Annotated in this window: 18 protein-coding genes; 12 read left to right on the top strand and 6 right to left on the bottom strand. The window is 44.2% G+C overall.

Annotated features, from left to right (window positions below):
• Window positions 1-2 precede the first annotated feature (2 nt).
• The 4 genes from aspA to A3CY_RS0106455 all read left to right on the top strand — a co-directional run bounded on the left by aspA (window position 3) and on the right by A3CY_RS0106455 (window position 5,986).
• Window positions 3-1,415: an aspartate ammonia-lyase gene (aspA, locus tag A3CY_RS0106470; protein WP_018337097.1), complete on the top strand. Its 1,413-nt coding sequence runs from the start codon at window positions 3-5 to the stop codon at window positions 1,413-1,415.
• 63 nt (window positions 1,416-1,478) lie between these two features.
• A complete protein-coding gene (locus tag A3CY_RS21915) occupies window positions 1,479-1,961 on the top strand; it encodes a DUF3332 domain-containing protein (protein ID WP_018337096.1) in 483 nt (160 codons plus the stop codon).
• Window positions 1,962-2,123: 162 nt separating this feature from the next.
• Window positions 2,124-2,534, top strand: a complete 411-nt coding sequence (locus A3CY_RS0106460) for an immunoglobulin domain-containing protein (protein ID WP_018337095.1) — start codon at window positions 2,124-2,126, stop codon at window positions 2,532-2,534.
• Window positions 2,535-2,683: 149 nt separating this feature from the next.
• Window positions 2,684-5,986: a golvesin C-terminal-like domain-containing protein gene (locus A3CY_RS0106455; protein WP_018337094.1), complete on the top strand. Its 3,303-nt coding sequence runs from the start codon at window positions 2,684-2,686 to the stop codon at window positions 5,984-5,986.
• Between the two features lie 2 nt (window positions 5,987-5,988).
• Here the strand turns inward: A3CY_RS0106455 and recG are convergent, their stop codons facing one another.
• Window positions 5,989-8,091 (bottom strand): ATP-dependent DNA helicase RecG, encoded by a 2,103-nt coding sequence (recG, locus tag A3CY_RS0106450; protein WP_026207387.1) that lies wholly within the window; start codon window positions 8,089-8,091, stop codon window positions 5,989-5,991.
• A 130-nt stretch (window positions 8,092-8,221) separates the two neighbouring features.
• Here recG and A3CY_RS21910 point away from each other — a divergent pair, with 130 nt between their 5' ends.
• The 4 genes from A3CY_RS21910 to A3CY_RS22885 all read left to right on the top strand — a co-directional run bounded on the left by A3CY_RS21910 (window position 8,222) and on the right by A3CY_RS22885 (window position 10,362).
• Window positions 8,222-8,842, top strand: a complete 621-nt coding sequence (locus A3CY_RS21910; protein WP_018337092.1) for a hypothetical protein — start codon at window positions 8,222-8,224, stop codon at window positions 8,840-8,842.
• Between the two features lie 12 nt (window positions 8,843-8,854).
• Window positions 8,855-9,406: a cob(I)yrinic acid a,c-diamide adenosyltransferase gene (locus tag A3CY_RS0106440; protein ID WP_018337091.1), complete on the top strand. Its 552-nt coding sequence runs from the start codon at window positions 8,855-8,857 to the stop codon at window positions 9,404-9,406.
• Between the two features lie 11 nt (window positions 9,407-9,417).
• Complete coding sequence (locus A3CY_RS0106435) at window positions 9,418-10,080, top strand: DUF2461 domain-containing protein (RefSeq protein WP_018337090.1); 663 nt, start codon at window positions 9,418-9,420, stop codon at window positions 10,078-10,080.
• Window positions 10,081-10,188: 108 nt separating this feature from the next.
• A complete protein-coding gene (locus A3CY_RS22885; protein ID WP_018337089.1) occupies window positions 10,189-10,362 on the top strand; it encodes a hypothetical protein in 174 nt (57 codons plus the stop codon).
• Here the strand turns inward: A3CY_RS22885 and A3CY_RS0106425 are convergent.
• Window positions 10,343-10,918, bottom strand: a complete 576-nt coding sequence (locus A3CY_RS0106425; RefSeq protein ID WP_018337088.1) for a Fic/DOC family protein — start codon at window positions 10,916-10,918, stop codon at window positions 10,343-10,345. The genes A3CY_RS22885 and A3CY_RS0106425 overlap by 20 nt on opposite strands.
• 184 nt (window positions 10,919-11,102) lie before the next feature.
• On the opposite strand from A3CY_RS0106425, the gene purD reads away from it, so the two are divergent.
• Window positions 11,103-12,371 (top strand): phosphoribosylamine--glycine ligase, encoded by a 1,269-nt coding sequence (gene purD / locus A3CY_RS0106420; protein WP_018337087.1) that lies wholly within the window; start codon window positions 11,103-11,105, stop codon window positions 12,369-12,371.
• 51 nt (window positions 12,372-12,422) lie between these two features.
• The gene (locus A3CY_RS0106415) at window positions 12,423-13,358 is read left to right on the top strand and encodes a hypothetical protein (protein ID WP_018337086.1); all 936 of its coding nucleotides are present in this window, start codon (window positions 12,423-12,425) and stop codon (window positions 13,356-13,358) included.
• On the opposite strand, the gene A3CY_RS0106410 is transcribed toward A3CY_RS0106415, so the two are convergent.
• Genes A3CY_RS0106410 through A3CY_RS0106400 form a run of 3 tightly spaced genes read right to left on the bottom strand, consistent with a single transcriptional unit; the run spans window position 13,353 to window position 16,727 of the window.
• Window positions 13,353-14,693, bottom strand: coding sequence for a dihydroorotase (locus A3CY_RS0106410; RefSeq protein ID WP_018337085.1), 1,341 nt, complete (start codon window positions 14,691-14,693; stop codon window positions 13,353-13,355). The two genes, A3CY_RS0106415 and A3CY_RS0106410, sit on opposite strands and share 6 nt — an antisense overlap.
• A 1-nt stretch (window position 14,694) precedes the next feature.
• Window positions 14,695-15,423: a polyprenol monophosphomannose synthase gene (locus A3CY_RS0106405; protein WP_018337084.1), complete on the bottom strand. Its 729-nt coding sequence runs from the start codon at window positions 15,421-15,423 to the stop codon at window positions 14,695-14,697.
• 11 nt (window positions 15,424-15,434) lie between these two features.
• Complete coding sequence (locus A3CY_RS0106400; protein ID WP_026207384.1) at window positions 15,435-16,727, bottom strand: UDP-N-acetylmuramoyl-tripeptide--D-alanyl-D-alanine ligase; 1,293 nt, start codon at window positions 16,725-16,727, stop codon at window positions 15,435-15,437.
• Between the two features lie 475 nt (window positions 16,728-17,202).
• Between A3CY_RS0106400 and A3CY_RS21905 the strand changes: the two genes are divergently transcribed.
• Window positions 17,203-18,735 (top strand): PCMD domain-containing protein, encoded by a 1,533-nt coding sequence (locus tag A3CY_RS21905; protein WP_018337082.1) that lies wholly within the window; start codon window positions 17,203-17,205, stop codon window positions 18,733-18,735.
• Window positions 18,736-18,814: 79 nt separating this feature from the next.
• On the opposite strand, the gene A3CY_RS0106390 is transcribed toward A3CY_RS21905, so the two are convergent.
• Window positions 18,815-20,365, bottom strand: a complete 1,551-nt coding sequence (locus A3CY_RS0106390) for a PCMD domain-containing protein (RefSeq protein WP_018337081.1) — start codon at window positions 20,363-20,365, stop codon at window positions 18,815-18,817.
• Between the two features lie 331 nt (window positions 20,366-20,696).
• Here A3CY_RS0106390 and A3CY_RS0106385 point away from each other — a divergent pair, with 331 nt between their 5' ends.
• On the top strand, window positions 20,697-21,905 hold the full coding sequence (locus A3CY_RS0106385; RefSeq protein WP_040371284.1) for a DUF4925 domain-containing protein: 1,209 nt from the start codon (window positions 20,697-20,699) through the stop codon (window positions 21,903-21,905).
• Window positions 21,906-21,959 lie beyond the last annotated feature (54 nt).

The raw sequence follows: 21,959 nt of genomic DNA, 5'->3' as shown, positions 1-21,959 counted from the left end.
TTATGAAGACAAGAATTGAACATGATTTACTCGGCAACAAAGAGGTGCCAATGGATGCTTATTATGGTGTTCAGACTTTAAGAGCAATCGAAAATTTCGCAGGGATTAGTGGTTTCACGATTGGAATGTACCCGAATTACGTGAAGGCTCTAGCCATGGTAAAATGGGCTGCAGCAAAAGCTAACCACGAGTTGGGATTGATTCCCACGGATATCACGAATGCCATTACTGCTGCTTGCGAGGAAATCATTGATGGTAAATTGATCGACCAATTCCCGGTAGATATGGTACAAGGTGGTGCCGGAACTTCCACGAATATGAATATCAACGAGGTGGTTGCTAACCGTGCATTGGAATTGTTAGGACACCAGAAAGGTGAATATCAATATTGCCATCCGAATAATCACGTGAATCTTTCTCAATCAACAAATGACGCTTACCCGACTTCTTTCCATTTGGCTATCATCTTAACCAATAAAGAAGTGGTTGCAGAGATCAAATTGTTGGTTGATTCTTTCCGTAGAAAAGCAAAAGAATTTGAGCACGTGTTGAAGATGGGACGTACCCAATTGCAAGACGCGGTGCCGATGACCTTAGGTCAGGAATTCGAGGCTTATGCTTATACTTTGGAAGAGAATATCGAGCGATTGAACGAGGCTGCCAAATTGTTCTTGGTTGAGAATATGGGAGCCACGGCTATCGGTACAGGTATCAACTCTGAGCCGGAATATGCCGAGATTTGTGCTCGTGAATTGCGTATTATCAGTGGAGAGGAATTCGTTTTGGCGCCGAACCTGATTGCCGCAACTCCTGACACGGGTGCTTGCGTTTCTTATTCTTCCGAATTGAAACGTTTCTGCGTTCAATTGTCTAAGGTATGTAATGACTTGCGTTTGTTGTCCAGCGGTCCGAGATGCGGATTGAACGAGATCAACTTGCCGCCAATGCAACCGGGATCTTCAATTATGCCGGGTAAGGTAAATCCGGTTATTCCTGAAGTGGTAAACCAAGTTTGCTTCCGTGTGATCGGTAACGACACGACCGTGATGATGGCTGCCGAAGCCGGTCAGTTGGAATTGAACGTGATGGAGCCGGTGATCGTGTACGCTTTGTTCAACTCTATGCATATGTTGATAAAAGTTATGGATCGCTTGAGAGTTTTGTGTGTTGATGGAATCACGGCTAACGCTGATCGTTGCAAAGAAATGGTAATGAACAGTATCGGAATCGTGACTGCATTGAACCCGACTTTAGGATATGAAAATTCTTCTCGTATAGCCAAGAGAGCCTTGCAGGAGAACAGAAGTGTTTACGATTTGGTACTTGAGGAAAAGTTGTTGACGAAAGAGGAGTTGGATAACGTACTCCGTCCGGAATTAATGATTGCTCCGAAAAAATTCTACAAGAAAAAGTAACCATTTTTTTTAATTTCGTAGATATTGTCATATCTTAGCAAGACTAATTTTAAATATAAAGTTATGAAGAAAGGTTTTAATCAGTTTGTAGCGGTAGCATTGATTGCTGCTTCGTCAGTTGTTTTTAGCGGATGTTTCGGTTCTTTCGCATTGACTTCTAAATTGCATAATTGGAATGGCAGCGTATCCGATTCTAAATTCGTGAACGAGTTGGTGTTCTTGGGATTGTGTATTCTCCCGGCATATGAATTGTGCTGCTTGGGTGATGCATTGATCTTTAACTCTATCGAATTCTGGGGTGGGAACAATCCTGTTGCCATGAAAGCTGGAGATATCGAGAAAGATCAAGTGATGTTTGCGGGAAAATCTTATACTGTGACCAAAACTTTGAACAAGATGGCAATCTCTAGCGAGGAATCTGATGCTGTCGCTGAATTCCAATATTATCCGGAAGAGGATGCTTGGTACCTGATGGACGGTCAAGAAAAACAGAAATTGATGAAAAACACGAGAAAGATGATGAAAGCTGTGGTTGCTCTTCACTAATTTTTCGGGATATAAGTGATAAATAAGGACGTCGAAAGACGTCCTTATTTTATTTTTGCCATATGTGAGTTTTTTAATAAATCAAAAAAAGTAGAATAAATTCTTGCAAAAGTGTGGCTGTTTTGTTAGCTTCACGCAATTATTAATTTAAAACGCAATATTATGAAAAAAATGATGTTTCTTATTTGTGCATTATTCTTCGTGTTGACAGGATTCAATCAACAGGAAAGAATTGTGGAACAAGGTAGGGTGGAAATTCTTGAGAGTGTTTCTGATGTAAGTGTAGCTCCTGTTATACTTGTAGAGCTTAGGGATTTTACGGCTAAAGAAGGGGGAGTAGCTGTATTTGATGCTAGATTTGAGCCGGTTGGAGATCCAAAACTCACTGCTGAATGGTTTTATAATGGGAAACCACTTCCAGATAATAGTCGTATGAGAACCTATCTAGAGAATGGATATGCGACATTAGTAATAAATCCCGTGTATGCAGAAGATGCCGGGGTATATACGCTTAAAATATCTAATGCCTTGGGAGAGGTTCGTTCTAGTGCGAGGTTATACGTTACTAAATAAAATTGGACACAAGATAATTTGATTATTTATTGCAGTTATCCGAAAAATCACGTCAAGAATTTTTTGGCGTGATTCTTTGATGATTGTTGTTGCCTTGCGGGGAAATCTGTATATTTAAGTTCTGGTGTTAATAATAAAGGACAAGCGTGATGAATAGTAATCATATTTTTACCGAAATTTTATACGGGTACAAGCGTTCCCGTCGGAATGTAATTTTTAGGATATTTGTTCTTCTCGGAATCGTGGGGATTACCCTTTACGTGTTCACGCCACTATCCGGTTTAGGTTCTGCTAGAAATCTCGAGCAGTTGTTCCGGGGACCGGCGATGGATTGGTTTTCCCGGTCGCTATCCTCGTCCATTCCTTTCAAATGTGCTTACTTGTTCAACATACTGCAACTGCTTTTCTCGGTGGTTCTCGTGAGCAACGATAGCAGGCGGTTCCGTTTGGATTCCACGGTGGCGTTGAGCGTTCACGCCCAAGGGAATTCGGAGATTACAACGGGGAACGTCATCGGTAAAATTCTTGCTTTCACGCTGGTCAACGTGTCGTTCCTTACCTTTTGTGCCCTTTTGAACCTTCTTTTCTATCCCGAGGTGTTCAACGTGGGGTATTACTTCTTTTATTGGTTGACGCAGAACCTCCCGACCACGGTCTTCTGTATTTGTCTTTCTACCTATGTGATGAGGCTGACGGGCAATCAAGGGTTGGGTATGCTATTCCTTGCGGTTATTCTCGGTGTGTTGACTCTCCCGGGTTCTGTTTGGCTAAACGGGTTATTTGATCCTTTGGCTACGGGCATTCCCAACATGTTTTCCGATTTCACGGGACACGTGAATCCCGGGAATTACTTGCTACAACGGGTGTTTATCCTATTCTCCGGGGTTGGGTTGGCAATCCTGTCGGTAATCCATTATCCCAGAATTCCTAATAATTCGCGGGCACCCTTCCGGTTGGTCTGTGTGGCTCTGCTTCCTTTGCTCTTTGCCGGCAGTTTAGCAGTTGTGTATACTTGCGGCATTCAAACTGTTTCCAAAAAGCGGGAAGCCTTTCGTGATGCTTACGCAAAGTACGATCGGGAAAAGCCACTCAAGATTGCTGCGAACTATCTCCAGTTGAAAGAAACCGAGAACGGTGGAATCTCCGTGACGAGTAGAATGACGGTTGAGAACAGGGATAGTGTTGTCCTCCCGTTGGTACTCTACTTGAATCCCGGGCTTGTCGTTTCCTCGATCATCGTAGATGGGAAAACGGTTTCTTTCCAACGAGAGCAACAGGTGATACTCGTGGACGAAACGGTGTCCTCCGGCAAGACGAGTGAAGTTGTCGTGAAATACGAGGGGAAAATCGACAATAGTTTCTGTTTTCTCGATACCCCGGAAGAGAAATACGCTTCGCCGGAAGTGAATACGATAGGTATTTACCGCTTCGGTTATTCCCCCGCTTTTTGCGAGAAAGAGTACAAATTGCTTCCCCCGGAATGTGTCTGGTATCCGGTCAGTGTGCCTCTTTACCATTCACAGGGTTTCCGGGAAAAAATGTTCACCCATTACACGTTGGAGGTGGAACATGATCCAAGTCTTGTGGCGATATCCCAGGGAAAGGCGGATCGGGAAACTGCCGGGAAGACGAAGTTCCGTTTCGATCATAATATGCCGGGAATCAGCCTTTGTATCGGTAATTACAAGAGACGGGAAGTGTTGGTATCCAATGATTTGACGGGAATGAGAATCTCTGCGGGAGTAACCATTGAATTCGTGGAAGACGATCATCCGGTAAGAGTGGAACTTTTCTATTTGCCCGAGCATGAATTTATACTTGACTCTTATGATGCCATTACTGAATTGGACTTCTTGGAAGTAATTAAAAGTGTCAAAAACAAGGTGGATTTTTATAGTTCTTATTCTAATTATAGTTACAAACGGCTCGAGAATAAGATAGCTTACGATCCCACGTTACAATACCCTTACAGTTGGCTTACCCTTGTGGAAACTCCTTGCAATTTTCATGTATTTGCGGGAAGGTCGTTGCAAGGAGGTGAGTGCGTGCAGGGAGGAATGGTGTTCTTGCCGGAAAAGAGCTACTCGGTAGACGAGTATTTCTATTTTTCTGACGACAAAGCGGAAGAAGCTTGTATGCGCTTGAGTCAAAAATTGAAGTTGTTCTCGGAAGGAAGTTGTGACTTGAGGTCGAGTTGCGTGGGTAACACGGGTTTTCTTTATTCCGATGAGTGTCCTTTGTTAAACGATGCGTTGAAGTGGTTTTTAAATTCCTTGTCTCATGCAATATTAGTTGATGGGGTGGCCGAGTATCTTGTCGTGGATTACCTGAAAAATCATAGTTTAGAGGATGCTTTGCTAGATGACTCGCTCTCCCCGGAGTTATTGAATAACATCATTTATAAAAAGTGCGATGAATTGTTGGCTCTTTTGAATGTTCGAATTGGTAATAAGAAATTCATGGAGGCTTACCACGATTTTCTCGGACGGCATCTTTTCGAGGAGGCTGACATGGAAGATTTTTCCCGGGAGTTGTTTACCCGTTTCGGGGTCGGTTTGGATACCATTGTCGAGAAGTGGTACCGGAGCAACAGGTTGCCCATTTTTCAAGTAGTCGGGCACGGTATTTCAGTTGGAGAATATGGAGCGGAAAAAATATATGATTTCAAGGTGTTTAATCGGGGTGAAGCCCCGGGTGTTATCATGTTGAGTGATCAAAAAACGGGATGGATCATTCCCCCGGGAGAGGGACGAAGCATAAGGAAGCGAGTGAAAGGGGCGACCAATTTTTTTGTAAGTACAATATTGTCGTTGAACCTTCCGTCGGGTATAGAATTGCCGCAAGAGAAAGGAGACGTGGATACCGATACCACAGAGTGGTTTTTGCCCTTCGATGGCTCGTTGTTCCCGACGAATGAGGATGAAATTATCGTGGACAACGAGGATCCGGGATTTACTATTCAAGAAACAAAAAAATTTAGTGTCGCTTCCCTGTTCGGTCAGGTCGAAACCCGGGCGAAATGTTACCGTGTGCCCCCTGCTAATCACTGGGGACGTATACTCCGATGGGATTGCCAAGGTTCTCCCGTGAGAGGAGCGTATTTCAAAGTGGCGGGCAAGGGCAACCAGAAAGTACAGTGGGAAACCAATTTACCCCGGGAAGGTAAGTATGAGGTGTTTTGCTATCTGCCTTGTGATGCGGGAAGGATGTATTATGCGGCTGCAGCACGGACATATTATTACACCGTATTTGACGGGGAGGAGGAACATGAAGTAGTGCTTTCGCTCGATAAGGATACTTGGGAGTGGGTATCCTTGGGTGTTTTTGATTTCCGTGGGATTGCACGAGTGACTTTGAGTGACAGGGGGCGGGAGTGTACGCCAGAAAATGAAGATTTCGGACCGCAAGTGATGGCGGCGGATGCGATAAAATGGGTGAAAATCAGGGAATAACATTAGCTGATATATCGCCAGTTGATTTTTGTCTTGAAGAGGCGTTTAACTTGAGCGGCGAAAGTTTGATTTTCCTCTTTTTGCAGGAAGGGGTCGTCTTGTAGAATAAGGGTGGCGGCTTGGGAGGCTTCGTTCAAGATACGTCCGTCTTTCCCGAGATTGGCAACTCTTAAATTACAGGTAAGCCCGCTTTGCTGAGTCCCTTCGATGTCACCCGGACCGCGTAGTTTCAAGTCTACTTCGGCAATTTCAAAACCGTCATTGGTAGAAGTCATGGTTTCGATACGTTTGCGGGATTCGTTGGAGAGTTTATATGAGGTCATGAGGATACAGTAAGACTGGTCGGCTCCACGTCCCACGCGTCCCCGTAGCTGGTGAAGTTGGGATAGCCCGAAGCGTTCGGCGCTTTCTATCACCATGATGGAAGCATTGGGGACGTTTACACCGACTTCAATAACCGTCGTGGCTACTAATATCCGGGTTTCCCCGGACACGAACTGTCTCATCTGTTCATCTTTATCGGCAGGTTTTAGTTTCCCGTGCACGATGCCCACTTTATACCCGAGCGGGTCAAAATAACTCATCACGTGTTCGTATCCTTCTTCCAGGTTGCGATAGTCCATTTTCTCCGATTCGGAAATAAGCGGGTAGACAATGTATGCTTGTCGCCCGAGTTCCAGTTCCTTGTGGATGAATTTATAGACTTGCAAACGTTTGTTTTCGAAAGCGTGGTGCGTGGTGATCGGTTTTCTCCCCGGGGGTAGTTCGTCGATCACGGATACGTCCAGATCCCCATATAGAGTCATTGCCAAGGTACGGGGAATGGGGGTTGCCGTCATGACCAGCATATGGGGCGGAATCGTATTCTTCTGCCATAGTTTGGCTCTTTGTGCGACACCGAAGCGGTGTTGCTCGTCAATAACGACTAACCCGATATTCTTGAAACGGACCACATCTTCGAGCAAAGCGTGTGTTCCGATCAGTATTTGCAAACGACCGTCGGATAAGGCTTCATGTAAAATATCCCGTTCTTTCTTTTTCGTCGATCCGGTCAGTAATCCCACGCTGATCGGGGTATTTTTCAAGAGTTCGGAGATCGTTTCGTAATGTTGTGTGGCAAGGATTTCGGTTGGAGCCATGATGGTTGCCTGGAAACCGTTATCTAAAGCGATCAACATACACATCACAGCCACTAGCGTTTTTCCACTCCCGACGTCACCTTGTAGCAAGCGATTCATCTGTTTGCCCGAGCCGCAGTCGGAACGAATCTCTTTGATTACCCGTTTCTGCGCGTTTGTCAGGGGGAAAGGGAGATGCTTGTGATAGAAATCATTGAAATAATTGCCTACCACGGTAAAAGGGTGCCCTTGAAATGCCGCTTTCCGGTTGAATTTGAGTTTTAAAATATTGAGTTGGATATAGAATAACTCTTCAAATTTTAGCCGGTATTGGGCGTTGCGGAGCATATCCGGGTTTTCCGGGAAATGGATGTTATATAATGCCTCGTGAAGGTAAATTAGGTTGTATTTTTTGATAAACCATGCCGGTAGGGTTTCTTGTATTCGTCCGTTGATCGCCTTGAAAATATTCGCCTGTATTTTATTGATTACCCGGGAGGTCAGATAGCTTTTCTTCATCTTCTCTGTGGTCGGGTAGATGGCTTGAAAACCAACGAGTTGTTTGGTATTTGCCTCGTAGAGGTCTATCTCGGGGTGCACGATGTTCAGTTTGTGATTGAACACGGACGGTTTGCCGAATATCAGGTATTCCTTTGCGGGCAGGATTTGGCTGGTCAGGTATTTGTATCCGGTGAACCAAACGAGTTCCAGTTCTCCCGTGCCGTCATACGCCGTGGCTACCATGCGGGTTTGTTTACCGACGCCCACGGTGGATAAGTTCATGATTTTGGCTTTGACTTGTATGTACGGGAGGTCGGACGTGAGTTCCCCGATCATGTATATCCGGGTGCGGTCGATGTACTTGTACGGGGTATAATAGAGCATATCCTCGTAGCTCTGGATGCCCATTTCCTGCTCCAGCAACGATGCCCTCTTTTCCCCTACGCCCGGGATAAATTTTATATTCAGTCCAGCCAGTTCCAAAATACTCGATCAAATTTAGTGATATCGGTTTTCTCGAACGAAAGTAAAAAAAATCGATGACTTTAGTTGAGCATATCGGGAATAAATTTTAATTTCGTAGGATAAATATTATTGATTGATTGTTCGTCGGGAGATGTATAATTATTTAAAACAACGGTTTAAGCACGCTATTCGATTTCGTCACAAGCGAGGGTACGGGGTACATTCGCCCTTTGTTTTTGATTTAATCACGAATGTGATAAAGGAAAAAGCGGAGTATTATGATTTTGCACGTATCGAGGCATTGGGAAATATCCGGGAGAAAGAAAGAAAATTGTATCGGTTGCTTTTTCGTCTGGCGGAGTATTTATCATTTCGGGATGTGTTATGTATCGGGGTGGAGAGTCCATGGGTGTCCCGTTATTTAAGGGCAGTTTCCAAACAGGAGAACGTGTTGAACGGGGGATGTGATTGTCCCGGATCTGAATACACGGGGCGCGTGACAGCGGAAGAAATGAAAGGACAAAAGGTCGATCTGATATTTTTGGGACGGGCATTTGAGGCGGATTGGAATGAGGCATGGGAAGAAGGTTTGCGGGAGCGCAAGAAAGGACCTTTGTGTATCGTGATAAAAGATATTTACAAGGGACGCTTTAATTCCCGGGTATGGCGATACCTTCGTCAAGAAGGCACAGTATCGATCGATATGATGTGGTACGGGATTGTCTTTTTCGACGAGCGATTGCAGAGGGGAAAGTACAATATGATAATTTAATTGAAAATCAGGATGAAGGTATATACAAAAACAGGAGATAAGGGAACGACTGCATTGATCGGGGGAACTCGGGTGCCGAAAAATAACGTACGTTTGGAAGCGTATGGCGGGGTGGATGAACTGAACAGTTATTTGGGGATGATTCGGTCGTATCCCGTTGATGAGGTCTGTGTGAAAGAATTGGTAGAGATTCAGAACGTGTTGTTTGTCGTGGGTGCGAATTTGGCAACGGACACGTCAGTGAGTAATATGCAGCAGAAATTACCTTGCACGGAGGAAGATGTCGCTTTCTTGGAGCGGGCAATCGATCGGATGGACGAGGAATTGCCTCCTTTGCAGTATTTCGTTTTGCCGGGAGGGGATCCTGCCGTATCGTCTTGTCATATCGCTCGCACGGTTTGCCGTAGGGTAGAGCGTCGAATCATTGATATGAGCGAGGAAATCGCGGTCGAAGACGTGATCGTGCGGTATGTTAACCGGCTTTCTGACTACTTGTTTGTGTTGGGGCGCAAATTGGCAAAAGACCGCGGACTGGAAGAAGTGAAGTGGATACCGAGAAATTAAAAAATTAATCTATGCGTGAAATATATCGTTTTTTAGAAGAATTGAAGCAGAATAATAACCGGGAGTGGTTTAACGCGAATAAAGATTGGTATTTGGCAGTGAAGGCGGAACATGAGGCGTTTGTCAATCGTTTGATCCCGGCTTTGGCTAAGGTTGACCCGGAAGTTGACGGGTTGACGGCAAGAGATTGTATTTTCGGGATCTATCGGGATGTTCGTTTTTCTCCCAACAAGGAACCCTACAAAACACATATCGGGGCGTATATGGTCAAAGGAGGGAAAAAGAGTCCCCGGGCAGGGTATTACGTGCATATAGAACCGGGAAATTCTTTATTGTCAGGTGGTATTTGGTGTCCGGAACCCTCTCTGTTGAAGGCGTTGCGCAAGGACGTGTACGATAACATCGATGAATTCACGGGCATTATCCGTGATAAGAAGTTTCAGAAATATTATACTTTAGACGGGGAAAAATTGAAAACTGTGCCCCAGCCATTCCCGAAGGATTTTCCCGAGGGAGAAATGCTAAAATATAAATCATACACGGTGACGAATAATATTCCCGATACTTTTTTGGAAAGAGATGATGCCATCGAGCAGCTTGTGGAACGTTTCGCGTTGATGCAGCCTTTCAATCGTTTCTTGAATTACACGGTGGAAGAAACGTGGCATAATTGAAAATTGAAAATGAACGTGTTTTTCCGAATAGGAGAAAGGGAACGTTTTTCGTATGATTTTCCCATCGAATCACTTTGATAATAAGGGAAAAAGTTGTATATTTGTAGTATGGAAAAAGTAAAAGAAAAAATGCCGCAGCTTGTAAAAAACGCCACGGTTCGGGAAGAGATTTTGCAGGGAATGATTACCTCGTTTCAGTTGGAAGGGATAAAGATTTCCCAAGAAACCGCATATACTATTTTAGAGCGGGTGGAGTTGAAGCTTAAAATGCGTAAGCGATAATTTCCTCCATTCTAGAGTAGTCCTTGCGGGCGACTTGTTGAACGGCTATTATATACTCGTCGAAATTTACCCGCCTGAAATTCAAACCTGTATGACCTTGTTTACGTGCCATTAGATTCGCGAGAATTCGTGCGGTGCGTCCATTTCCTTCCCGGAAGGGATGGATAAAAAGCAATTCCCCGTGTACCTTGGCAATATCTTTGATTAATCCTTGACGATCCGTGTAGTAATCGGGAAGATGTGATAATATCTCTTCCTCGAAAATGCGCATATTATCAGGAATAAAACGTCCTGCCGGAAAAACGAACCCGCCTTTCGAGATGTTCACGGAACGGAAATGTCCGGCGAAAGAGTAGAGCTCTTTTAATGCCGTGCGGTGAATGTCGCAAATGTATTTTACAGTGAACTTTGTTTTGGAAGTTAAATTTTCAGTGAACAAAATTTCAGCCGTCAGGAATCCTTCGAACTCGGCGTTGTGAATTGCTTCTTCGTCAGTTAGTCCGAGTAAATTCTGTAGGATTTCTCCTTCTTCACCATTGGTCGAATATCTGTTCATGGCGTTCGATTTGCTCCAAAGTTATGGAAATCTGTCAATATCACCAAATTTATTTAAGAATTATGATTTATGATTTGTGATTAACCGTTATCTTTGCGATTCGGCGAAGCCGAGTTACAATTTGTAAGGAAACTCAATTTGTAACTTGTAGCCTGTAACTTGTAAACTTGTAACTATAAATAAGATGAAGGTATTATTATTGGGTAGCGGTGGACGCGAGCATGCGTTAGCGTGGAAAATAAGCGAGAGCAAGAGATTGACGAAATTATATGTTGCACCGGGAAATGCCGGGACGGCTGAAATAGCGGAAAACGTGAATATTAAAGTCTCGGATTTCGGGGCATTGGCTACGTTTATCGAGAATACCGGTATCGAAATGTTGGTTGTTGGACCGGAAGATCCGCTGGTAGAAGGTATCCGGGATTATTTCGAAGCGGATGCCCGTTTCTCTCACTTGATGATCGTGGGACCCGGAAAGGCGGGTGCGATATTGGAAGGAAGCAAGGATTTCGCCAAGGAATTTATGAATCGCCATGCTATCCCAACTGCGGGTTATTTGACCGTGACAAAAGAAAATATAGAGGAAGGCATCGATTTTCTCAAGGCTTTGCAGCCCCCTTACGTGTTGAAGGCTGACGGTTTGGCTGCCGGTAAAGGCGTGTTGATATTAAACGATTTGGAAGAAGCGAAAAGCGAACTTCGACTCATGTTGGACGGGAAATTCGGCAAGGCGGGCAACCAAGTTGTGATTGAAGAATTTTTGAAGGGAATAGAGCTTTCCGTGTTCGCGTTGACGGATGGGAAAGATTACAAGATACTGGGTTCTGCCAAAGATTACAAGCGTGTAGGGGAAGGTGATACCGGGTTAAACACGGGAGGCATGGGGGCTGTTTCTCCGGTACCTTTTGCCAACGAGGAGTTTAACAGGAAAGTGGAAGAACGGGTTGTGCGTCCGACCATCGAGGGATTCCGTGAAGAAGGTATCGACTACAAGGGATTCGTCTTTTTCGGGTTGATGAACGTGGGGGGCGATCCTTACGTGATCGAGTACAACGTGCGTATGGGTGACCCGGAGACGGAAGTCGTGTTGCCGAGATTGAAAACCGATATTTTGTCTTTATTCGAGGCTACGGCTAAGGGGGAATTGAAACAAGCAGCCTTTGATCTGGATGCTCGTTTCTGCACGACGGTTATGCTGGTATCGCAAGGATACCCGGGTGATTACGAGAAAGGCAAGCTGATCGACGGGCTGGAAAACGTGGAAGGCAGTATTGTGTTCCACGCGGGAACAAAGTTTGCTGACGGGAAAGTCCTGACGAACGGTGGACGCGTGTTGGCTGTCAGCTCGTACGGTGATACCATGAAAGAGGCTTTGGCTCAATCATACAAGAACGTGGCAAAGATTCATTTCGACGGGATGAATTTTAGACGTGATATAGGTTTTGATTTGTAGCACGGGAAGGAAATGGGATTTGACTCGATATTAAAGTCTAAAAACTTGTATATGTTGTATTTGCTGCCATTTATTTTGGCAGCAATAGCATTCCTGCATTTTAGTTTCGGGATGGACGAGGGGATTGTATGCAGGGAAGACGGCATCATTTCATTTCCTTTTCTGAACGAGAACCAACATCTTCTTTGGTTGAGGGGAATGGGAATGTTCGGGTTGTTGTGCTTGGCTTTTTTGATTTTTTTTATCGCGGATCGTTACAAATTCCTGTCACGGATTACTGCTTTGCCCGCGTTGATTTATGCCTTGCTAACGGCAGGGCTTGTCTGTCGCTATGGGGTGAATAATTATCTTCTTGCCGCGTTTTGTTCTGTATTGGCGGTTTCTCGTTTGCAATCGGCTATCGTGCACACGAAATCGAATGCTCCTGTTTTTGGTTTTGGTTTATTTACGTGTTTGGCGGTGTTGCTTTGTCCCAAATTGGTCATGTTACTGCTTTGGGCTATCGTGGTGCTGCCATTTTCCGGGAGGGCAAATATCAAGGATTTGAGCGCTTTGCTGATAGGCTTTCTGACGGCATTATTGTTTACTGCCGCGTATTATTTTTGGACAGACCAACTATCCGAAGCTCCAGACATATTCATGAAGGCATTGCAAACCGGAGAAGGATTCTGGAAGCTCATGCCTGATAAATTAGCGGCATATGTCGTGTTCGGTATATTGATCGTCATATCGTTGCATAACGTGATCGTGAATTACCCGACGGCTATCGTTTCTCAGCGAAGGGGAATGTTCGCCATGCTTTCCATGCTCTTGTTCGCGGGAAGTACGTTATTTTTTGTACCTTTCAATTGCCATGGTATCATGTTGATACTAGCTATCCCGTTATCTTATTTATTTTCCCAGTATTTTATCTCGCATCGCACCCGCTGGTTGGGAAACGTGCTGTTTGTGCTGTTATTAGTCGCGTGTGTTGTAACGATTTTATAGAAATGTTAGTAATTCTCCGCGAATGTTCTCGTTGATTTTCTCGTTGTCGTACACGATTTGCCCGTTCACGATGGTGGTTTTCACTTTATAGGTGAATGTCATGTCTTCCAAGGGCGACCAACCGCATTTGTAACGTAAGTTGTTTTTTTCCACCGTCCAGGGATGTTTTTCAAAGATGGCAATATCTGCTTTGTAGCCTTCCCGCAGATAGCCTCTTCCTTCCACGCGGAAGAGGTCGGCTGGGGCATGACACATCTTGTCGACAATGTTTTCCAGCGTGATCTCTCCCCGTTCCATGAGTTCGAGCATCACGACTAGCGAGTGTTGCACCATAGGACCTCCGCTTGCAGATTTCGTGTAAATACCGGCTTTTTCTTCCGGCAGATGAGGTGCGTGGTCTGTGGCAATCACGTCCAGGCGATTGTCATTCAACGCTTGCAACAAGGCTTTTCTGTCGCTTTCAGCCTTGATTGCCGGGTTCCATTTCACGAGGCTGCCTTTCGTGAGGTACGCTTTGCTGTTGAACCAAAGATGGTGAACGCATACTTCCCCCGTGATATGTTTTTCTTTTCTGTTCCCTTGATCGAGTAGTGCCAGTTCCTCTGCCGTGCTAAGGTGCAGGATATGCAGGCGGCTGTTGTGCTTGTGCGCGAGGGATGCCGCTAGTGACGAACTCTTGTAGCACGCCTCCCGGCTACGTATCATGGGATGGCAGTACGTGGGAATGTCGTCGCCAAGCATCTCTTGAAGAAGTGCCAAGTTCCGGTTGATCGTGGGTGTGTCCTCGCAGTGCGCGGCGATAAGGGTGGGCGATTCGGCAAATATACGCTCCAGTGCTTCCGGGCTATCCACGAGCATATTCCCCGTGGAGGAACCCATGAATACTTTTATCCCGCAAGTTGTGCGTGGGTCGGCGTTTCTGATTTCGTCAATATTATCCACGGTAGCCCCGAGATAGAAAGAATAGTTCACGACGGCGTTCTCCCGGGCGATCTGTTGCTTCTCCCGTAACAATTCGTTCGTGACGGTAGCGGGTTTCACGTTGGGCATATCCATAAACGAGGTCACTCCCCCCGCTGCCGCGGCACGGCTTCCTTCGGCAATGTCGCCCTTGTGAGTCAGTCCCGGTTCGCGGAAATGCACCTGGTCGTCGATCACGCCGGGCATAACGAATTTCCCTGTCGCGTCGATCACTTTGACGCCTTCGGGAATCGTGTCGAGCCCGTTCTCGATGATCTTTTCTATCCGGTCGCCATGAATCAGAATGTCGCCTTTAAATATTTTTCCCTCGTTTATAATTGTTCCGCCGTGAATAAGCATCTTGATTTTTTCCATATTAATTCTTTTTACGTTTCCCGATACTCCGGAGTTTCATGGTGATGACACCCCAGAAAGCTTCGTTGAATATGCCTCCGCTCATTTTAGAGGTGCCCAGGGTACGATCGGTGAAAATGATCGGAACTTCTTTTAGCTTGAACCCGAGTACCCATGTCGTGAATTTCATCTCGATTTGGAAAGCGTATCCTTTGAAACGAATTTTGTCAAGGTCGATGGCTTCCAGTACTTTGCGGGTGTAGCAAACGAATCCCGCGGTGGCATCGTGTACCTTCATTCCTGTAATCGCACGAACGTACTTGGAGGCAAAGTAGGACATCAATACCCGTCCCATAGGCCAGTTGACAACGTTTACCCCGGTCACGTAGCGGGAGCCGATAGCCATATCGCCTTCTCCCGTGGCACAGGCATTGTATAGTTTCACCAGATCGTCCGGGTTATGCGAGAAGTCCGCGTCCATCTCGAAAATGTAATTGTACCCGTGTTCCAGCGACCACTTGAATCCCGTGATGTAAGCCGTGCCTAATCCTAGTTTCCCTTTTCGCTCGATCATGTGGAGTTGCGGGAATTCGCTTTGCAGGCGTTTGACGATTTGTGCAGTCCCGTCAGGAGAGTTGTCCTCGATAACGAGCACGTCAAATGCCGGGGTTAATTTAAAAACGTACCGGAGAATATTCTCGATATTCTCTTTTTCGTTATAGGTAGGTATGATGACAACTCTGTCGTTCATAACGATATATTTTATAAATAATCAATAATCTGTTCCAGCTTGTTTCCCCGGGAACCTTTCACTAGGATAAACGAATCCGCCACTTCGTGTGTTTTAAGAAACTCTACCAGTGTTTCCGTGTCGGGGAAATAAGTTGTAAATGTATATTTATTTCTGAAAGATTCAAAATTGTGCCCCACGACAAATACTTTGGAGAAATTGTGGCTGGCGATCAAGTCCATGATTTCCCGGTGCGCGTCGTTTGATATAGCTCCCAGTTCGCGCATCTCGCCGATGATGACGAGTTTGTCGTCTGCTTTCATTTCCGCGAAATTGGAGATTGCCACTCGCATACTGCTGAGATTAGCGTTGTAAGCATCTAGGATAATCGTGTTCCGTTCTGTCTTTAATAGTTGAGAGCGAAGGTTCGAAGGGGTATAGGCTTCCATTGCTGCCTGTATTTGCAGCGGGTCGACCTCGAAATACGTTCCCACGGCAGAAGCCGCCATCGCGTTGTCGAAATTATACCCGCCGATCAGCTTGGTGCGGATGTAAAGATGCCCGTGCCGGGTTTTCAGCGTGTACACCAGGTAAGGGGTTGTTTGTGCAATTTCCCCGTTAGCCAAAGTACCTTCCATCCCGTAAGTAAATCGTTTGCTTTCTTCGGATAGACGGCAGAGCAATTCATCCTGGCTGTTCACGAAAAGAATGCCTTCTTTTGACATGACAGACTTGTATAGGGCACTTTTTGTTTCTATAATATTCTCGTAACTTCCGAAGCCCTCCAAATGGGCATAACCGATGTTGGTTATAATCCCGTAATCCGGTTCGGCAATCTCGCACAGGTCTTTGATTTCGCCGGGATGGTTGGCTCCCATCTCCACGATACCGAATTCCGTGTCGGCATCCATGCTAAGCAGGGTGAGGGGCACGCCGATATGATTGTTCAGGTTGCCTTTGGTGGCAACGGTTTTGTATTTTTTCGAGAGCACGGCGTGGCACAATTCTTTCGTGGTGGTCTTGCCGTTCGTCCCGGTGATGCCTAGAATCGGGATATTTAATTGCTGGCGATGATGGTGGGCAAGTTGTTGCAAGAAATGTAGCGTGTCGGGTACAAGCACGCATCGGGGGGAGATGTTATACTCGGTCTCGTCGATAACGACGTGTCGGGCTCCCTGTGCTATGGCTTTTTCCGCGAACGTGTTGCCGTTGTGATTCTCACCTTTTAAGGCAATGAATATATCCCCTTCCTTGACTTCCCGCGAGTCGGTCGTGACCCGGCTGCCTTCCCGGAAAGCTTTATATACGAGTTCTAGTTCTTCCATTATTTCTTTATATACGATAGGAGTGACAAATTTATAAAAATAAATCAATCCGTCAATTCGTGGAGCTAGTTTTAAATAAGGGGGGCGTCCGGGATATTCTCTGCCATTGGGTAGCTTTTGGGCGACTTTTAGGCGGCTTTTGGGCGGCATTGCCCACGTATCGCCTACAGTTAGCCTACAGTTAGCCCACGTTTTTACGGTTATTAACAGTTGTGGCGTACGCCAAGGAGGTATAGTGCCATACTATTGTTGTGCAGTAATAGTGCGAAAATGATATAAAATACTTTTATATTGGTATATTCTCGAGTAAATTGAGTGGGGGAGGGCACTTGATTTTGTTGTTGCGGGAATCGACATGTTAAATTTTTTCTTGTTGCGTAGATAGAGGCTGATGTGTGAAACATGGGCGTGGTCTTTGCTGTAAACAATGATTCAGGAATGATTCCAAGAGTTATTAACAAACAAATGATCAGTTATGAGAAGAAAATTTTTGTTTTTATGCACATTCGTGAGTGTACTGGGTTTTATAATGTCATGTAGTGATGATAAAAAGACTCCGGATACTCCGCCAGTCCTTGAGGATGTTATCGGAGAATATGCATCGGATAAGTTGAGCGTGAAGGTGGACGGGAAAGACGCGGATGCAAATGCAAAAATCCATGTTCTAAAGGAAGCGGATAACACGGTTTCTTTGAAGTTGACGAATATTGTGCCCGGTGTCGAAGAGTTTATTATCCCCAATGCCCAATTTAACACGGCTAGCCGTAGTTCGTATGTCGCTACCGTGAGCGGTACGCGTGCCGATAACGTGAGTGGTTACGAGGTTTCCGTGCAAGGAACCGTGGATAACGAGATTTTGACGGCAACCGTGTCGATCAAGGAGATCGCGGGAGAGTCCGCAGACCCGGAGCAATTTATCGGTGCCAGGTATAAAGGTGAAATGAAGATTACTGCCGGGAATTTACCGGAACCCGTGACGGTGCAACAGCAAGTGTATATCACGAAGACCGAGACGGAAGACCCGAATAATTTCTGTTTGAATATTGATAATTTCGGGCTTGGGGAGGATCTTCAATTGGGAAATATTAAGTTGGACGGAGTGGCTCTCGTGAAACGTGGTGATGTGTACGGGTTCAGCGCGGAAGGATGCAAGATTGAATTGGATATTGTAGGAGAAGTGACCTTGGATGTGAAGGGTGCTATCAATGGTTCCATGTTGACGATGAATCTGGATATTGATGCCTTGGGAATGAAGGTAACAGTCGCTTTCACTGGAGAGTATTATTTCGGTTTTGATATGACGCAATGGGTGGACGTGACTTCGGGTAAATATACTTTTCAGGAACCGTTATTTATGGCAACATCCAATCAAGCTGGCGTGTTTCTTATGAGTATGATCGATTCTTTCTTCGTGACATATGATGAAGATGAAGGTGCGGCCAAGATCGACACGAAAGATACGAAGGGTACGAATATGATTATTGCCGTGGTTCCGAAAGCTACGGCGGGGACGATGTTTACCGGTTCGTTTGTTTTGGACGCAACGAATACATTGAAGAGTACGCATTTCGGTATTCCTTGCCGGATGAAGCCGACAACTCTAAACGTGACATATAAATACGAGGCAGGACCGAAATTTTATGAAACACTTATTTCAGGAAGTGGTTTTGGCGCGAAAGTTACTGTTAATGAATTACCGGATGTAGTGGATAACTGTTCGATAGCAGCTTATTTGTTCGAGGTGGATTCGTATGATGATTATTTAGACGGTCACACGATTAAAGACCCGGAAAGTAAGATTATCATGGTGGCTTCCTTGACTAGCGCGGGAGAGGCGAATTTTACCAGTAAGGAACTGAAATTTGAAGAAACGGGTAAGGGAACGTATGACCCTAGCAAGAAATATAAATTAGCCATTGTTTGTACTTCAAGTAGCGAGGGTGACGCTTATCGCGGAGCCCCGGGAAGTACTTTGTGGGTGAAGAATTTGGAAGTTCTTGGAGAATAACTTGATTCAATTTTAGTATTTGTTTTAAAGGTGTGCCAATAAGGCACACCTTTATTTTGTCTACAGTATTAATGTTTAATTAATAAGTCACTTCCAGTGATTTTACCCATAACGTACTTTCGGGAGCACCACTGTAAACGTCTCCTTCTTTACTAGGAGTACAAACGATGGCTAATTTATATTTTTTGATGATCGGTTCGAATGAACTATTTCCTATGGGTTCAAAATTGACTGTTTTTTCCACGAAATTGTCTTGTACTCCACTGCTGAAGGTCGCTTTCAGGATTACTTTTTCTGAGGTATTTATGTTACTTCCATCAAGCGTTTCGTCGTAGGAATCCACCTCGTACACGTAAGCGGTTAGTGAGCATTCGTCTGTTTTGTCGGTTACTTCTTCTCCGGAAACTATTGTTTCCTTGCCTTCTCCTGTAACGACAGTGTTATAATAGGTAGGTCCGGGTATATATTTGTACGTGAATTTGAAAGCCACGGGAGCTATCGGGAGTTGATAAGGTTCTCCGAAGCGGGTACTTTTTAGAGGTTGTTGTGCGTTTAATGCAAATGAACCGTTAAATAAAGTTCCGGCAGTGATTTTAGGCACGACTACTTTCATAAGTGAAACGTAACCACCGTAGGTGTCTCTCGTGAGAATTTTAGCTGCATCTCCGTCCGGACTAACTGGATAAGGTTCTGCTGTTAATTCCGGATGACCGATAAAACCAGCCGACAGGGGAAGCCACATCGCTGCCGGATTTGAACTTGCCAGGTTTGTAGGGTTTTGATACGGTGTAGCCTTTGTGATCTCTGTCCATGAAGTCATTGGATAATAGATGCTGATTTCTCCCTTGAAAGTTACTTTCACGGTTAATGGTGCGGCATTGATCGTGAGGTCCAATTGTAGGGTGTGATTGTCGATAATCGCGCCACGAGCGGATAGGGTAACTTTTGTTATACCGGGAACCTCCAGGCTGGAAAGATCTCTGTCTTTTGCCGTGAAAGCATATATGTTTCCTCTTTTTAACAAGAAAATTGTGTCCAATTCGATGTTGCCCAATTTAATTCCTTCGAAAGAGAAATTCTCGATCCGTAGACAGAAAGACGTGGTATCTTCGGTAGACGGCTTGGTAACGTACACGCGTTGCGACATAACAAGAGGATCTGCTCCCACGCTGATAGACATTTCACCGTTGAACGAGGTGTTGTAGAAAATTTTGGCATTTGTTGGTTCTGCTGCGAGTTCCGAGAGGGTAACGTTGATATTCATGATTTTGTCCTCCACGGTTGCTTTGGCAGTCACTTCGTAACCGCTAATATTGTCTGTAACGGAGCCTGTTAATTGGCTGTAATAGCTGCGACTAAGGGCTTCATGGGTGATATTGGGAATTTCAAATTCGGGAAAGCCGGAAACTATGTTGACCAACTTGAAGGCTATTGTGTTGTCTTCTTTTCGGACAATTTCTACAGAGGCATTCTCTGTGGCGGCAACTCCGTTAATCATCGCTTTCAATTTTTCACCGGAATATAGACCGATAACTTTATCAATTGTGGGTGGCACCGGATCATCATCATCTTTACACCCGGTAAAAAATGCAATGCTTAGAACTAGTAACAATAAAAATCGATTTTTCATACTTCATTAAATATTAATTAGACATCTTTTTATAAGAAAGTGTGCTATCAATAAACCTTCGTTTATTAAGCTACAGAGCTATATCAATAGCAAAAATCGTGCAACTTTAATCAATTGTTATAAGGAATATTCAATTTTAACATTCCAACAATATCATATATTTAATTATCTGCTTTTTACAACTACAATTATTTTTTTCCTTACAGCGACTTCATTTCTCATTTCTTTCTGGATTTATCGTATAAAACATACTTGCACAATATTAATAAACGAAGGTTTATTGGTTGCACACTTTCTTATAAAAAGATGTCTAATTAATATTTAATGAAGTATGAAAAATCGATTTTTATGGTTGTTGATTTTAGGGATGGCGTTGCTTGTCGGATGTAATGATGATGACGATGATGATGATTGGAAGCGAATTCCTCAGGATGAATTCAATATTCAGGATATTGCATTTGAGGTGAATGGGGAACAAGCTGTCAAAGGTAGTTTACAGATGACCGTAAAGAATGCGAATGAAGCGGTGGTGAATTTGAAGAATGTGATTCCGGGGTATGCAGAAGTACCTGTTGATGTGGATTTAGAAAAGCAAGCTGACAATTCTTTTATTTTTGTCGGGGAACAAGGATTGACGACACCTCCAGCCATGATGGTGCGCTCTGATGCTAAGCCTGTTATTATGATTGTAAGAGTGGAAGGAAAGGTAAGCGTGGAGGGGAAAGTATCTGCTACTGCTACCACGAAGTTGTCTGAAATAGCTCAGGCTGGGTTAACGGGAGATTGGAATTTGTTAAATAAGATAGAAAATAATGATGGCATAGTGAGTGCATCTCCGTTATTTTTGATATGGTCTGCAATAGATAAAGAGCAACCTAATATGGAGAATGCTGCTAATATGATTAATTTATTTGGTTCTATGGCTGTATACAATCTATTGAATCAAGTTACTTTCCACGAGGATGGAAATATTACAGCAAAATATTGGGATGGAGAGTTCACTATGGCAGGAGCAGATGATAATGGTGTTCTTAAAGCAAGTCATGAGGATTGGAGTGTTTCTCCAAAGAATTTGGCATTTTGGTATGCAAGGAATGAAATGTTGTATATTGTGCCTAATATTAATGCAATTCTTCAACAAGTTGGAGAGGATAATGAAGAGATAGATATTAATGATCCGGAGAGTTTGAATGCAATTCTTGAAAAATTGAATGAATATAATATTGATATAAATGCTATTCTTCCTTCAATTATGGGATGGATGACAACAGGAATTCCGGTGAAGTATACGAAAAATGGTAGTGATTTGAAAATTAGTGTAGACAAACAAATGGTTGAGCCGTTTATGAAAGCTCTTTTGCCGGCTTTAGAGGTATTACAAGTAAAGCTTGATGAAATATTGGCAGATCCGACTAATGAAAATTCATTTATGATAAAAATGGTTTTAGGTATGTTGCAGATAGAGAAGTTGACGGATATTAAAACGATTTGGGAACAGAATACAGCTGAATTTGATTTGTCACTTAATTTTGTAAAATAATTTTTAGTTCTTATATTTGCAGCACGAAAAAGACAAAAATATGAATAGTACGTT

The sequence above is a fragment of the Butyricimonas synergistica DSM 23225 genome, assembly GCF_000379665.1.
GTDB classification, from domain to species: domain Bacteria; phylum Bacteroidota; class Bacteroidia; order Bacteroidales; family Marinifilaceae; genus Butyricimonas; species Butyricimonas synergistica.
The sequence above is the reverse complement of the archived record's forward strand: the minus strand, read 5'-3'. Positions and strand labels throughout refer to the sequence as shown.

Bases quoted from the DNA above. Each gene is read 5' to 3' on its own strand.
- aspA (WP_018337097.1), top strand. From the start codon at position 3: ATGAAGACAAGAATTGAACATGATTTACTCGGCAACAAAGAGGTGCCA.
- A3CY_RS21915 (WP_018337096.1), top strand. From the start codon at position 1,479: ATGAAGAAAGGTTTTAATCAGTTTGTAGCGGTAGCATTGATTGCTGCT.
- A3CY_RS0106460 (WP_018337095.1), top strand. From the start codon at position 2,124: ATGAAAAAAATGATGTTTCTTATTTGTGCATTATTCTTCGTGTTGACA.
- A3CY_RS0106455 (WP_018337094.1), top strand. From the start codon at position 2,684: ATGAATAGTAATCATATTTTTACCGAAATTTTATACGGGTACAAGCGT.
- A3CY_RS21910 (WP_018337092.1), top strand. From the start codon at position 8,222: ATGTATAATTATTTAAAACAACGGTTTAAGCACGCTATTCGATTTCGT.
- A3CY_RS0106440 (WP_018337091.1), top strand. From the start codon at position 8,855: ATGAAGGTATATACAAAAACAGGAGATAAGGGAACGACTGCATTGATC.
- A3CY_RS0106435 (WP_018337090.1), top strand. From the start codon at position 9,418: ATGCGTGAAATATATCGTTTTTTAGAAGAATTGAAGCAGAATAATAAC.
- A3CY_RS22885 (WP_018337089.1), top strand. From the start codon at position 10,189: ATGGAAAAAGTAAAAGAAAAAATGCCGCAGCTTGTAAAAAACGCCACG.
- A3CY_RS0106425 (WP_018337088.1), bottom strand. From the start codon at position 10,918: ATGAACAGATATTCGACCAATGGTGAAGAAGGAGAAATCCTACAGAAT.
- purD (WP_018337087.1), top strand. From the start codon at position 11,103: ATGAAGGTATTATTATTGGGTAGCGGTGGACGCGAGCATGCGTTAGCG.
- A3CY_RS0106415 (WP_018337086.1), top strand. From the start codon at position 12,423: ATGTTGTATTTGCTGCCATTTATTTTGGCAGCAATAGCATTCCTGCAT.
- A3CY_RS0106410 (WP_018337085.1), bottom strand. From the start codon at position 14,693: ATGGAAAAAATCAAGATGCTTATTCACGGCGGAACAATTATAAACGAG.
- A3CY_RS0106405 (WP_018337084.1), bottom strand. From the start codon at position 15,423: ATGAACGACAGAGTTGTCATCATACCTACCTATAACGAAAAAGAGAAT.
- A3CY_RS0106400 (WP_026207384.1), bottom strand. From the start codon at position 16,727: ATGGAAGAACTAGAACTCGTATATAAAGCTTTCCGGGAAGGCAGCCGG.
- A3CY_RS21905 (WP_018337082.1), top strand. From the start codon at position 17,203: ATGAGAAGAAAATTTTTGTTTTTATGCACATTCGTGAGTGTACTGGGT.
- A3CY_RS0106390 (WP_018337081.1), bottom strand. From the start codon at position 20,365: ATGAAAAATCGATTTTTATTGTTACTAGTTCTAAGCATTGCATTTTTT.
- A3CY_RS0106385 (WP_040371284.1), top strand. From the start codon at position 20,697: ATGAAAAATCGATTTTTATGGTTGTTGATTTTAGGGATGGCGTTGCTT.